This is a genomic window from Winogradskyella costae, assembly GCF_013403865.1.
In the GTDB taxonomy this organism is placed as follows: domain Bacteria; phylum Bacteroidota; class Bacteroidia; order Flavobacteriales; family Flavobacteriaceae; genus Winogradskyella; species Winogradskyella costae.
In genome coordinates, this window is sequence record NZ_JABFDK010000004.1 from 83,505 (window position 1) to 97,632 (window position 14,128).

Annotated in this window: 14 protein-coding genes; 9 read left to right on the top strand and 5 right to left on the bottom strand. The window is 32.8% G+C overall.

The window, feature by feature from the left end:
* Positions 1–83: 83 nt before the first annotated feature.
* From HM986_RS10590 to HM986_RS10610, 5 genes are all read left to right on the top strand, one after another.
* Positions 84–1,091, top strand: coding sequence for a glycosyltransferase family 2 protein (locus HM986_RS10590; RefSeq protein WP_179335066.1), 1,008 nt, complete (start codon positions 84–86; stop codon positions 1,089–1,091).
* 113 nt (positions 1,092–1,204) lie between these two features.
* Positions 1,205–3,130, top strand: a complete 1,926-nt coding sequence (locus tag HM986_RS10595; protein WP_179335067.1) for a BatA domain-containing protein — start codon at positions 1,205–1,207, stop codon at positions 3,128–3,130.
* Positions 3,127–4,380 (top strand): dihydroorotase, encoded by a 1,254-nt coding sequence (locus tag HM986_RS10600; protein WP_179335068.1) that lies wholly within the window; start codon positions 3,127–3,129, stop codon positions 4,378–4,380. The genes HM986_RS10595 and HM986_RS10600 overlap by 4 nt, the downstream gene beginning before the upstream one ends.
* Positions 4,380–4,712 carry a hypothetical protein gene (locus tag HM986_RS10605; protein ID WP_179335069.1) on the top strand — a complete coding sequence of 111 codons (333 nt, stop codon included), beginning with the start codon at positions 4,380–4,382 and terminating at the stop codon, positions 4,710–4,712. The genes HM986_RS10600 and HM986_RS10605 overlap by 1 nt, the downstream gene beginning before the upstream one ends.
* A gap of 2 nt (positions 4,713–4,714) precedes the next feature.
* Complete coding sequence (locus HM986_RS10610) at positions 4,715–5,359, top strand: alpha/beta hydrolase (RefSeq protein WP_179335070.1); 645 nt, start codon at positions 4,715–4,717, stop codon at positions 5,357–5,359.
* Here the strand turns inward: HM986_RS10610 and HM986_RS10615 are convergent.
* Together HM986_RS10615 and HM986_RS10620 are read right to left on the bottom strand one after the other, a co-directional pair.
* Positions 5,356–5,799: a hydrolase gene (locus HM986_RS10615; protein WP_317167359.1), complete on the bottom strand. Its 444-nt coding sequence runs from the start codon at positions 5,797–5,799 to the stop codon at positions 5,356–5,358. The two genes, HM986_RS10610 and HM986_RS10615, sit on opposite strands and share 4 nt — an antisense overlap.
* Positions 5,800–5,864: 65 nt before the next feature.
* Positions 5,865–6,626 carry an MBL fold metallo-hydrolase gene (locus HM986_RS10620; protein WP_179335071.1) on the bottom strand — a complete coding sequence of 254 codons (762 nt, stop codon included), beginning with the start codon at positions 6,624–6,626 and terminating at the stop codon, positions 5,865–5,867.
* Positions 6,627–6,832: 206 nt separating this feature from the next.
* Here HM986_RS10620 and HM986_RS10625 point away from each other — a divergent pair, with 206 nt between their 5' ends.
* Complete coding sequence (locus HM986_RS10625) at positions 6,833–8,287, top strand: TonB-dependent receptor (protein WP_179335072.1); 1,455 nt, start codon at positions 6,833–6,835, stop codon at positions 8,285–8,287.
* 80 nt (positions 8,288–8,367) lie between these two features.
* Here HM986_RS10625 and bcp read toward each other — a convergent pair whose 3' ends face one another.
* Entirely contained in the window at positions 8,368–8,823 is a 456-nt protein-coding gene (gene bcp / locus HM986_RS10630) for a thioredoxin-dependent thiol peroxidase (RefSeq protein WP_179335073.1), read from the bottom strand.
* 46 nt (positions 8,824–8,869) lie between these two features.
* Between bcp and HM986_RS10635 the strand changes: the two genes are divergently transcribed.
* Both HM986_RS10635 and HM986_RS10640 read left to right on the top strand, forming a co-directional pair.
* Positions 8,870–9,526 carry an endonuclease III domain-containing protein gene (locus HM986_RS10635; protein WP_179335074.1) on the top strand — a complete coding sequence of 219 codons (657 nt, stop codon included), beginning with the start codon at positions 8,870–8,872 and terminating at the stop codon, positions 9,524–9,526.
* A 130-nt stretch (positions 9,527–9,656) separates the two neighbouring features.
* Positions 9,657–10,208: a hypothetical protein gene (locus HM986_RS10640; protein ID WP_179335075.1), complete on the top strand. Its 552-nt coding sequence runs from the start codon at positions 9,657–9,659 to the stop codon at positions 10,206–10,208.
* A 28-nt stretch (positions 10,209–10,236) separates the two neighbouring features.
* Here the strand turns inward: HM986_RS10640 and HM986_RS10645 are convergent, their stop codons facing one another.
* Positions 10,237–10,380, bottom strand: coding sequence for a hypothetical protein (locus HM986_RS10645; protein ID WP_179335076.1), 144 nt, complete (start codon positions 10,378–10,380; stop codon positions 10,237–10,239).
* Positions 10,381–10,437: 57 nt separating this feature from the next.
* Positions 10,438–11,022: an RNA polymerase sigma factor gene (locus HM986_RS10650; RefSeq protein ID WP_020897844.1), complete on the bottom strand. Its 585-nt coding sequence runs from the start codon at positions 11,020–11,022 to the stop codon at positions 10,438–10,440.
* A 315-nt stretch (positions 11,023–11,337) separates the two neighbouring features.
* Here HM986_RS10650 and uvrA point away from each other — a divergent pair, with 315 nt between their 5' ends.
* Positions 11,338–14,127, top strand: a complete 2,790-nt coding sequence (gene uvrA, locus HM986_RS10655; protein ID WP_179335077.1) for an excinuclease ABC subunit UvrA — start codon at positions 11,338–11,340, stop codon at positions 14,125–14,127.
* Position 14,128 lies beyond the last annotated feature (1 nt).

The following is a 14,128-nucleotide window of genomic DNA, read 5'->3' on the forward strand; positions in this document are numbered from 1 at the left end:
GTAAATGTTTGTTTTTTTTAATAGACGCACAAATCTACAATCTGTTACTATTAAAAACCTAAAGGTTTTGTTAAATTCGCAGCATGTCGCAACCACTCGTTAGTATAGTAATTCCATTTAAGAACACCGATGCATTTATTAATGAGTGTATTAGTTCTATTTTAAACCAAACTTATCCTAACTGGGAGGCCATTTTTGTAGATGACAATTCTAAAGATAAATCGTACAAAATAGTTGAACACATCTCTAAAATAGATTGTAGAGTAAAATTATATAAAAATAAAGGCGACGGCATAATTGAAGCTATAAGAACCGCTTACAAGCATAGTTCTGGAAGTTATATTACCAGAATGGATAGTGATGATGTAATGACGCCTACGCGACTGGAGACCATGGTTTCTAATCTTGAGAAATACGGCAAAAAACATTTAGCTGTCGGACAGGTAAAATACTTTAGAGCCGATGGGTTGAGTGATGGCTTTGCACGCTATGAGCAATGGTTAAACTCTTTAACAGTTGAAGGTAATAACTATTCCGAAATTTTTAAAGAATGTGTCATTCCCTCTCCTTGTTGGATGTTACATCGCGAAGATTTTGATGCTTGTGAAGGTTTCAATTCTAATATTTATCCCGAAGATTATGATTTAGCATTCCGGTTTTACAAAGCTAACTATACGTGTATTCCTTGCAATAAAGTGTTACTTCACTGGAGAGATTATAGTACAAGAACCTCAAGAACACACAAGCATTATGCAGAGAATTCTTTTCTAGATCTAAAAGTAAAATACTTTTTAGAGTTAAATTATGATGCATCACGACCACTAGCAGTTTGGGGAGCAGGACACAAAGGAAAAACATTAGCCAAAATATTGTTGAAACTAAATATTTCATTCTATTGGATTTGCGATAACCCAAAGAAAATAGGAAAACATATATACGAACAAGAACTTTTTAATTTTGATTATTTAGCAGAACTTAAGCAACCTCAAAGTATTGTAACTGTAGCTAATTCAGAAGCTCAAAAAGAGATTAAACGTTATTTTGAAACTCAAAATATGCAAGCAATGATCGATTATTTCTTTTTCTGTTAAATTTCTCAAAAGCGGAACGAGGTAATCTCTTTGTATTCTATATATTTGAATCATTAAGACCTATCAGTTTTTGGAAATGGGACAGGTCTCTAAAAAAATCATAATTACAACGCATGCAGTTTAAAAACCCCGAATTACTTTACGCTCTATTTTTGCTGGTCATTCCTATTCTGATACATTTATTTCAACTGCGGCGTTTTCAGAAAGTTGAATTTACCAACGTGAAGTTTTTAAAATCGGTTAAGCTTCAAACTCGTAAAAGTTCTCAACTCAAAAAATGGATTACATTATTAACACGCATGTTGCTTTTAGCTTGCGTTATTATTGCATTTGCTCAACCTTTTATTCCGAATACAGACGATTTTAACGACGCTCAAGACACCGTTATTTACTTAGATAATTCCTTTAGCATGCAAGCTAATGGTCGTAATGGCACTTTGCTAAATGAAACGATTCAAGATATCATCAATACCTTACCAGAAGATGAAACGATTAGTCTATTTACTAATGATGCCACATTTAAAAATACCACGGTAAAAGCATTAAAAAATGACTTAATACAATTATCGCATTCATCGACGCAACTTAACTATGATGCTATTTATATGAAGGGAAAACAATTGTTTTCTAATCAATCTGCTGCGACACGAAATTTAATTTTAGTATCCGATTTTCAACAAAATGACACCCCTCTGAATTTTGAAAATGATAGTACCATTCAACTTAAATTAGTACAGCCAAAATCTACTTTAGCCACAAATATTAGCATCGATAGTATTTATGTTTTCAATAGCACTGCTGAAACATTAGATTTAAATATAAAACTATCTAGCGCCACTGCATCAGTTGATAATGTTTCAGTGTCCTTGTTTAATAATGACATTTTACTTACTAAAAGTGCTGTAGATATCGAAAGCGAAGCTGAAACAACGTTTACCATAGCCAACAATAAAATAATAAACGGAAAATTGGTGATTGATGATGCAGGCTTGCAATATGATAATTCATTTTATTTTAATATCAATTCGAAACCTAAAATTAAGGTGTTGACTATAAATGAAAATGCAGATGATTCTTTCTTGAATCGGATTTACACAGACGATGAGTTCGACTATCAAAGCTTCGCAATAAAGGAGCTTAATTTTAATTTAATTCCAGAACAGAATCTCATCGTTTTAAACGAATTGAATACCATTTCTAATGCCTTAAAAACAGCTTTAATAGCCTTTAAAAATGATGGAGGAATAATAGTTATTATCCCTTCAAATGATATAAATATAGAATCTTACAATCAAATATTTAAAGATTTAAAACTAAATGCTTTCGGTAATCAGAATACAACTCAAAAACAAATCACTAGCATTAACTATGATCATCCACTTTTAGCAAATGCTTTCTATTCTAAAGTCACTAACTTTCAATATCCTAAAGTAGAAAAATCTTATGGTTTTTCTTCAAATTCAAATGCCGTTTTATCTTATGAAGATGGCTCTCCATTTTTAATAGGAAACACAAATGCATATGCGTTTTCTTCTGCGTTATATTCAGAAAACTCAAATTTCAAAAACTCACAATTAATTATTCCTGTGTTCTATAACATGGGATTACAGAGCTTAAAGCTATCAAAATTATATTACACAATTGGCCAACCCAATACGATTGCTATTCAAACATCTATTGGTCAAGATGATATTTTAACTTTAGATTTAGACGACACTTCAGTTATCCCGCTTCAAAAAACATATAGCAAATCTGTCGTTTTAGAAACGGAAGATTTTCCAAATACAGCTGGCATTCTAAACGTAAAGAATAAAGAGACTATTATTCAGAATTTAAGTTTCAATTACAATAGAGCTGAAAGCAACTTAAGTTACTACGATTTAGGTACTTTAAAGAACGTAACCGTAGATAACAGCTTAGAAACAACCATTAATACTATAAAAAGTAGTACAAATATCAATGCGCTATGGAAATGGTTTGTTATTTTTGCACTAGCATTTTTAATAATTGAAATGTTACTTCTAAAATATCTTAAATGAACGCACTCATAAAATCTGCAACCATCGTTGATTCTAAAAGTGATTTTCACAACGAAACGGTTGATATTTTAATAGAAAAAGGTCGTATTTCCAAGATCGCCAAACACATTACCAATCCTAAAAATTACAAAGAAATAGAATTAGACAACTTGCATGTATCGCAAGGTTGGTTTGATAGTAGTGTATCTTTTGGAGAACCAGGTTATGAAGAACGCGAAACCATAGCAAATGGATTAAAAACAGCAGCAAATTCTGGATTTACAGCTGTAGCTTTAAACGCCAATTCTTTTCCTGTCATTGATAGCTATGCGGATATAACGTTTGTAAAATCTAAAGCTCAAAATAATGCGGTAAGCCTCTACCCTCTTGGCGCCTTAACCCAATTAAGTAAAGGTGAAGATTTAGCAGAACTATTTGATATGACTAATGCTGGAGCTGTTGCTTTTTACGACTATCAGCAACCAATTTCCAATCCTAATCTTATGAAAATTGCGTTACAATACGCAAGCAATTTTGATGGTTTGGTTTGTTCTTTTCCTCAGGAATCAAAAATTTCTGGACTCGGAGTCGTTAACGAACATATTAATAGTACCATATTAGGCTTAAAAGGAAATCCGGCTTTAGCAGAAGAGTTACAAGTGGCTAGAGATCTTTTTTTATTGGAATATACCGAAGGTAAACTTCATATCCCAACTATTTCGACTGCAAAATCTGTTGAATTAATTAGAGCTGCAAAAGCTAAAAAACTCAATGTTACGTGTAGTGTTGCTATACATAATTTAATATTTTCTGATAATGTTTTTGAGGACTTTGACACCAATTATAAAGTGCTTCCCCCATTACGAACGCAACCCGATTGTGATGCTTTAATTGAAGGGTTAAAAGATGGTACCATTGATATGGTGACTACAGATCATAATCCTATTGATATTGAACATAAGAAAATTGAATTCGATTATGCGAAATACGGAACGATCGGATTAGAATCCGCTTTTGGAGCCTTGCAAACATTATTTACCACTAAGAAAACCATAAGCCTTTTAACACAAGGAAAATCTAGATTTAGAATTTCAGAAACCGTGATTAACGAAGGTGAAATTGCCGACTTAACGTTATTTAACCCTGACACGACTTACAAATTTAGCATTAATAATATTACATCGCGTTCTAAGAATAGTGCTTTTTTAGGAACAGCATTAAAAGGTGAGACTTATGGCATCATCGCTAACGATATAATTGTTTTAAAATAATGGATCGAAATACAATAGACGAAGGTAAAACTTTAGGTTTAGTTGCTTACTTAACCCTATTTGGCACTTTAATAGCCTTTTTTATGAATCAAGATAAACGTAATCCGTTTACAGCATTTCATATTAGACAAGGTTTAGGCTTAGGTTTAGTTTATGTAGTTATTGGTTTTGTCATTACTGCTTTTAACAGTTGGATGATAACATATTCATTTTGGATCTTCTTTTCTGTACTTTATATATATGGCATTTTTGGCGCAATTACAGGTAAGCTTAATAAAATTCCTATACTCGGAGACTTTTTTCAAAATGCATTCAAATCAATTGGTCAATAATTATGTCGAAATTACACTACATCACTAAACCGTCTTCGCTAAAAGAAAACGCACCACTTTTAATAATGTGTCATGGTTACGGCAGTGACGAAAATGATTTATTTTCTTTTGCTTCAGAATTACCAGAAGAATTAATGATTATTTCATTAAGAGCACCATATGCCATGCAACCGTACGGCAATGCTTGGTATGCTATTAATTTTGATGCTGATAAAGGTAAATGGAGTGATAATGAGCAAGCCAAAGAATCAGTAGATTTAATTGCTGAATTTATTGATTATGCTTGTAGAACCTATAATGTAGACTCAAAAAATGTTACGCTGTTGGGATTTAGCCAAGGTACAATCTTAAGTTATGCTGTGGCGTTGAGTTACCCTGAAAAAGTAAAGAATATCGTTGCTTTAAGTGGTTATATTAACGAAGACATTTTACCAGAATCTATACAAGAAAGTACGGTTTCTCATTTAAATTTCTATTGTTCTCATGGTTCTGTAGACCAAGTGATTCCGGTAGATTGGGCTCAAAAAGCACCTGTGTTTTTAAAAGCTTTGAATATTAATCATGTATATTCAGAATATCCTGTTGGACATGGAGTTGCACCTCAGAATTTCTTTGATTTAAAAGCGTGGTTAGTTAAGTATATCTAATTCAATTTAGGGTATAAAAAATATTCAACCAATTTATACTTAAGCTCATTATTTTCGTCTATCGAATAGGTCAGGAAAATTTCGCCCCATAATTCTCCATCTGTAAAATTGGCAACAATCCATTTGTGATTCATTACTCTAATTTTATTAATCAATAGTTTAGAATCCGTAGTGGAAACATATGGAACCATTGGGTGATCTTCTCCTTCGTAATCATTCATATTATAAAGCCCTTCAATAATAGCAGGGATCAATTGCTCAGGATCATAACCAAAAGCTTCAAAATAATTATAGGCATCCTCATTTCTATCTATGCTAAAATAGCTTAACTCAAAGTTTTGTTCTTCTAACGTTTTTATAGTATTCTCTTTTTCGGCAACCTTAGCTTTAACCTTTACGATATCTGCTTCGTATTTATCAATAATATTTTTTGAATTCACATATTGAAAAACGAGTAGCAATAGGGAAAAAATGAATAAATACATTAAAATTTTATTCTTCATATCTAAATAGTGATTTGTAAATTATCGTAAGCCAAAAAAACGTTTTCTGGTAATATTTTTTGCACGTCATCATGAAAACCTAACAAATGGCTAATGTGTGTTAAATACGTACGCTTAGGTTTTACTTTAGCAATAAAGTCTAAGGCTTCTTCTAAATTATAATGTGAAATGTGTGGTTCTATTCGCAAAGCATTCACTACTAAAACATCTAAATTTTGAAGTTTTTCAATTTCAGAATCAGCAATAGTTTTCATATCAGTTAAGTATGCGAAATTATGAAATCGATAACCAAAAACCTGAAGTTTATAATGTAAGCCGTCAATGGGGATAATATTAAGATTTCCTGCTAAGAACGGCTCGTTCTTAATTTCAGTTTTAGTGACACTAGGAACACCAGGGTACTTGTTTTCTGTTGTAAAAATATAATCAAAACGTGTCTCTAAGGCATTAAAAACGCGTGGATGGGCATACAAATCAATATCCCCTTGCCTAAAAAAGAACGGTCTAATATCATCTAATCCCATGGTGTGGTCGGCATGCTCATGTGTAAAGATAATGCCATCAATTTTAGAAACATTAGCTCTAAGCATTTGCTGTCTAAAATCTGGACCGCAATCCACAACGAATGTAAAATCATCCCATTCTACTAAGATTGAAACACGCAAGCGTTTATCTTTAGGGTTTTCACTTAAACACACCGGATGATCGCTTCCTATAATTGGAATTCCTTGTGATGTACCTGTTCCTAAAAATGTAACTTTCAATATGTTTTAGTTTAATAAAATTTCACCGAATTGAAAACCTCTTAAAAAAACAGTCGTATTTTCTTTAGATATCATCATAAAGCAAAAAAATAACCTATTCAATTGTTATATTTTCAATTTGGCAGTGTGATGACAAAAATAAACTTATTTTTTTGTTTGCAATAGTAAAACAGTACCTTTGCTAAAACGATGCATACCCAATATCTATGAAGGACATAACGTACACTGGTGACTCAGATTTCGAAAATATTCCGTCGCTAAAAGACAAAGCTTTACGTATTAATCTTAATGCTGACATTTACGGTACGTTTTCTGAAATTGGAGCAGGACAAGAGACAGTGCGTCATTTTTTTAGAGCTGGAGGTGCATCTGGTACAATTGCAAAAGCAATGTCTGCTTACGACAAGGATTTCAGTGATGCCATATACGGAATTGAAGATGATAAGCGCTATGTAACTGAGGCGCGTCTTCGTAAGATGTTAAATCACGAAGTGAACCTAATGGAAGAACGTATTACCAGAGAGAAACATCCTAATAAAATATTTTTCTCTTATGCGAATACTGTAACCACCATTGATTTTGCGAAACAATTTAAAGGTCACGGTTGGGTTGGCATAAAATATCAGGTAGGACCAAACCAAGAGTACAACGATATAATTATTCATGTTCGTTTTAAGGAAAATGATGCACGTTTACAACAAGAAACGCTTGGTAAATTAGGTACTAACTTAATTTATGGCGCCTTTTATAAATATAATCAACCTCGCAAATTACTGCGCTATTTATACGATCATTTAGATAAAGACCAATTAGAAATTGATACTATTAATTTCTCTGGCCCAGTTTTTAAAGATGTTGACAACCGACTAATGAGTTTACAACTGGTTAAAAACGGTATGACGGATGCTGTGATGTTTGCACCAGATGGTAATAATGTTTTACCGGCTCGCGTGCTTTATAAAAAGAATATTTTAACTTTAAGAGGTAGTTTTAGGCCTGTAACCAAAGTAAATATGGACATGTTTGAGAAATCTTACGAAATGTTCATTAAGGAGAACAAGGTTGAAAAGGAAAAAACTCAAGTTATTTTTGAAATTACGCTATCTAACCTAAGAGCGGAGGGTAAAATTGATGAGCAAGATTTTATGGATCGTGCAAAACTTTTATGTTCTTTGGGGCAAACCGTGTTGATTTCTAACTTTCAAGAATATTATAAATTAGTCGAATATTTCTCTCAATATTCTAGAGCACGAATGGGATTAGCCATGGGAGTAAATAACCTTGTGGACATATTTGACGAAAAATACTACCGCCATTTAAGTGGTGGAATTTTGGAAGCCTTTGGGAAATTATTTTACAAAGATTTACGTGTGTACTTATATCCAATGGTAAATAACGATGGTAGCTTAACTACAAGTGAAAATCTAAAAGTACATCCACGTATGAAAGAACTCTACAAGTTCTTTAAATACAATGGTAAAGTTGTTGACATCACAGATTACGATATATCTAACCTATCTGTTTTCTCTAGAACAGTTCTTAAAATGATCGTTGATAATGAAAAAGGTTGGGAAAAAATGTTACCAGAAGGGGTTTCAAAATTAATTAAAGAAAAAAGTTTATTCGGTTGTGAATCAGAAGAGGTGATGCACAAGAATTAATCTTAAATAATAATAAATAAGCGACCATTTCTCTTAATAACAGAGTATAATGGTCGCTTTTTTGTTTTCTCAATATTTTATTATTCGCCTAAAATCTGCTCAGCATGAGCCTTGGTTTTTACTTTTGAAATAACATCTTCAATAACACCATTTTCATTTATTACAAAAGTGGTTCTGTGAATACCCTCATATTCTTTACCCATAAATTTCTTAGGCCCCCAAACCCCGAAGGCTTCAATAACCGCTTTATCTTCATCAGCTAATAATGGATATTGAAACTCGTATTTATTTTTAAAGTTAGATTGTCGTTTAGCACTATCCGCACTAACGCCTAAAATCTCGTAACCTTGCGCCTTAAAACGATCGTAGTTATCATTAAGATTACACGCTTCTGCTGTACAACCTGGCGTGCTTGCTTTTGGGTAAAAGAAAACAACTAATTTTTTACCTTTATAATCTGATAATGAAATGGGATTACCTTGTTCATCTTTCGCTGAAAAATCTGGTGCCTTATCTCCTACTTTTAAATGTGTCATAATTACGTAAATTTGTATTAAATCTCTGATTAGGTAAAAATACAAAATGACTAAACAAGAAAAAGTAAATTTCGTTATAAATACATTGTATAAATTATATCCTGAAATTCCGATTCCGTTAGACCATAAGGATCCTTACACATTGTTAATTGCTGTTTTAATGTCGGCGCAAAGCACTGATGTACGTGTTAATAAAATTACTCCACTGTTGTTTGAACGTGCGGACAATCCGTATGATATGATTAAATTAAGTATCGAAGAGATTAGAGAAATCATAAAACCTGTTGGCTTATCGCCTATGAAAAGCAAAGGTATCCATGGTTTGTCTCATATTTTAATTGACAAGCATAATGGCGAAGTACCAAAAACGTATGAAGATTTAGAAGAACTGCCTGCTGTTGGCCATAAAACGGCTGCTGTAGTTTTATCACAAGCTTTTGGTATACCTGCATTCCCTGTAGATACGCATATTCATCGCTTAATGTACCGATGGAATCTAACCAATGGTAAAAACGTGGTACAAACCGAAAAAGATGCCAAACGTATCTTTCCTAAAGAACTTTGGAATGACTTGCATCTTCAAATTATTTGGTACGGTAGACAATATTCACCCGCGCGTGGTTGGGATTTGGATAAGGATATTATTACCAAAACCATTGGAAGGAAATCAGTATTAGATGAATATTATAAAAAGAAAAAATAAAGTCAACAGTCGCAGACTTTTTCGATGGTTAGCGAAACCAGAGATTCGTTAATCTATTATAATTTTTAGAAATAAAATCACAAACTCTTTTTGGTGCAATTCTTGTGACGTTAAAAGAAACCGCTAACCCATGAAAAAACTTATTATTCTACTATTAGTAATTACAACAACCGCTTGTATTCCTGTGCAGATTGCTCCAAAATTTAAGAATCAGGATTACAAAATTATGCAAGCCAAGAAATTTCAGAAACAAATGCCTAGAGAGACAGCTTTTATTTTTAAAGACTCTAAAGATGCCGAAGAATTCTACAATTATATCAATAATAAATTCAGGCTAAATGGAAATGATGTTGGCTATAACGTCCCTTTTCAACTTGAAGGTCAAACACTTTATTTATCATATCACGAAGCAGAACGCACAGATAAAAATGTCAATCTTCCCTTTGCTGTAATTGATGCTAAAAGAGAAAGTAATGGAAATTCACGGTTGTTTGAAGGTAATTATTCCAGTCGAACAGGCCATTGGTATATTATTTTAACCGTTTTTGATGAAAACATCAAAAATTGTTTAAAAGAGAGTCACCCTCTAAAGGAAAAAACAATAGATTATTTAAAAAATATAAAACAAGAATATCTAACGACACAAAACTACGAAGCCTTGTTATTAACCAAAAAATCCTGATGCTTTCACATCAGGATTGTTCCATTAATTAATTGAGAAGTGCTTCAAACTTCAATTTATTATAATCTATAACACTTAAAGCCTTGGAATAATTTAAAAGGAAACGTATCGTTTCATCTTTTGGTGATAGGTTATTATGTTTTGGGGAAGCGTGAGAGTAAATTTTTGCCATTTTATCAATTTATGAGTTTATATATAGCAAAAACGTACTTCTATATACTTTATTGTATCAATTAGTTAAAATGATGTTGTTTTGATCAATTACTTTACGCATGTTAATTAAGGCATAACGCATTCTTCCTAAAGCCGTATTAATACTTACGCCAGTACGTTCTGAGATTTCTTTAAAACTCATGTCTTGATACATACGCATTAACAGCACCTGTTTTTGGTCTTCTGGTAATTCTTCAATAATACGTCTTACATCAGATTCCACTTGGTCTTTTATAAGTACTTTTTCAGCATTTAAAGTAGAATCGCTTAGTACAGAAAAAATACTAAATTCACCAGTATTATCAAATTTAGGCATGCGACTATTCTTTCTAAAATGATCTATAACCAAATTGTGAGCAATACGCATAACCCAAGGTAAAAATTTACCTTCCTCATTATATTTACCGCGTTTCAAATTTTTAATAACCTTAATAAAGGTATCCTGAAAAACATCTTCAGTGATATCTCTATCATAGACTTTAGAATAAATGAAACTGTAAATTTTTTGCTTATGCCTTTCTATTAATATTGAAAGCGCATACTCATTGCCATTAATGTAGTTGCTCACCAACTCTGCGTCTTGAATAAGTTCTTTTTCCATAATAATTACTTTAGTCCTTAGCAATTACTTACTAAGTTTGGGGTTACTAGCTGTTTTCTAAAAGTAATATTATGCTATACGCAGATGATTTTAAATTGTGAATATGTTTCAAATATAACAACAATCATTCCAATTACGCAAAAAAAAGATGTGAAATTAACATATTACCGAACAAAACTCGCGTTTAGCAGACGAATATAAAATACAATGACTGGCTGCTATTCACTGCAGGATGGCATTAACGAATTGTAGCAGTTATTTTAATCATTATTTTGTATTGTAGTATCTTTGCAGACTTATAGATTAAAATAAGCTATGAATACTACAAATTTAGACGTTAGTCCAAAAGAAAACATTATTATAAAAGGAGCAAAATTGCACAATCTTAAAAATATTGATGTGGTTATTCCTCGTAATAAATTGGTCGTTATTACGGGCTTATCTGGTTCTGGAAAATCTAGTTTAGCATTCGATACACTCTACGCAGAAGGTCAAAGACGTTATGTAGAAAGTTTAAGTAGTTATGCACGTCAGTTTTTGGGACGACTCAATAAACCCCAAGTAGATTATATAAAAGGTATTGCGCCAGCGATTGCTATTGAGCAAAAAGTAAATTCAACCAATCCACGATCAACGGTTGGTACCACAACGGAAATTTATGATTATCTAAAATTATTATTTGCAAGAATCGGTAAGACCTACTCTCCTATTTCAGGTGAAGAAGTGAAAAAACATACGGTTTCTGATGTCATTAATCATATTTCAAAATTTGAAGAAGGTACCAAATTATTACTCTTAGCTCCTATAATATTAGAAGACGGACGAACTATTGAAAACAAACTTCAAACTTTACAACAGCAAGGTTATGCGCGTGTAAAAGTGAAAGACGAGGTTGTTAGAATTGATGACGCCTTAAAACAAACTATTAAATCTGATAAAAACCTATATTTAGTTGTAGATCGAATTGTCTTTAAAAACGATGAGGACTTTTTAAATCGATTAGCGGACGCTGTAGGAACCGCTTTTTACGAGGGTGTTGGCACTTGTATTATAGAATCCCTATCGGACAACAAGCAAACAACCTTCAATAATAAGTTCGAAATTGATGACATGTCTTTTCTAGAACCTAACGCACATTTGTTTAGCTTTAATAATCCTTACGGAGCTTGTCCAAAATGTGAAGGTTATGGAGATGTTATTGGTATTGATGACGACTTAGTGATTCCAAATACCGAGCTATCTGTTTTTGAAAACGCTATTTTCCCATGGAGAGGGGATAGTATGAGTTGGTATAGAGATCAGTTGGTTAATAATTCGCATGAATTTGATTTCCCTATTCATAAACCCTATTTTCAATTAAGTGATGAAAACAAAGCACTCATCTGGAAGGGTAATAAATACTTCGAAGGTTTAGATGATTTCTTCGCAGAACTCGAATCAAAAGCTTATAAAATTCAGAATCGAGTAATGTTATCACGGTATCGTGGTAAAACAAAATGTAATGTTTGTAAAGGCAAACGTCTCCGTGTAGAAGCAAGTTATGTAAAGATTGACAATGCTACCATCACAGATTTGGTCGATTTACCTATAGACGAATTAACTGTGTTTTTCGAAAACTTAAAGCTAAGCGAGAGTGATACTAAAATTGCCAAACGTCTATTAACTGAAATTAACACACGATTGGGATTTTTATCTAATGTTGGATTAAATTATTTAACCTTAAATAGAAAATCCAATACACTTTCTGGTGGAGAAAGTCAACGTATAAACTTAGCGACCTCTCTAGGAAGTAGCTTGGTTGGTTCCATGTATATTTTAGATGAACCTAGTATTGGCTTGCATCCTAAAGACACAGAACGTTTAATTGAGGTTTTAAAATCTTTGCGAGATTTAGGAAATACAGTAATCGTCGTAGAGCATGATGAAGACATTATGAAAGCTGCAGACTCCATTATTGATATCGGGCCAGAAGCCGGAACTCTAGGTGGTGAAGTGGTCGCTGTTGGTAATTTTGAGGAAATCCTAGCTGCAGATACACTCACAGCGAAATACCTAAATGGCGACTTAGAAATTGAAGTGCCAAAAAAACGAAGATCTTCTAAATATAATATCGAAATTGTTGGTGCTCGTGAAAACAACTTAAGAAATGTAACTGTTAATTTTCCATTAGAAATGCTAACCGTGATTACCGGAGTTTCAGGAAGTGGGAAAAGCACCTTGGTTAAAAAGATTCTTTTTCCTGCGATACAAAAGAAACTCACTGGTTTTAGTGATAAAATTGGTCAGGTGTCTGAAATAAAAGGGGATCATAGTAATATTCAGCATGTTGAATTTGTGGACCAAAATCCTATTGGTCGTTCTTCGCGCTCCAATCCTGTGACTTATATTAAGGCTTATGATGATATTAGAGCGTTATTTGCGTCTCAAAAATTAAGTAATATCCGTAATTATGCTGCCAAGCATTTTAGCTTTAATGTAGATGGTGGTCGCTGTGAAACCTGCAAAGGAGAAGGAGAAGTTACTATTGAAATGCAATTTATGGCAGATGTGCATTTAACTTGCGATACTTGTGGAGGAAAACGCTTTAAAAAAGAAGTTTTAGAAGTTAAGTTTGAAGATAAATCTATTGATGATATTCTAAACTTAACCATTGATGACGCTATTGCTTTTTTCAAAACTCATAAGCAAGCTAAAATTCAAGGAAAATTGCAACCGCTTCAAGATGTTGGTTTGGGTTATGTCACTTTAGGACAATCCTCTTCTACCCTTTCTGGTGGTGAGGCGCAACGTATAAAACTAGCGACATTTTTAGGAAAAGGAAGTAAAAGTGATAATGCCCTTTTTATATTTGATGAACCTACAACTGGACTTCATTTTCACGATATTAAGAAGTTATTGAAATCATTTCAAGCATTAATTACCAAAGGCCATTCAATAATTGTAATTGAGCATAATATTGATTTAATAAAATGTGCCGATTATATTATAGACTTGGGTCCAGAAGGAGGAAAACATGGAGGACAACTCGTTGCTGCTGGTAAACCTGAGGACATCGCAAAAAACAAAAACTCAGTAACAGGAAAATATTTAAAAGAGAAATTATAGA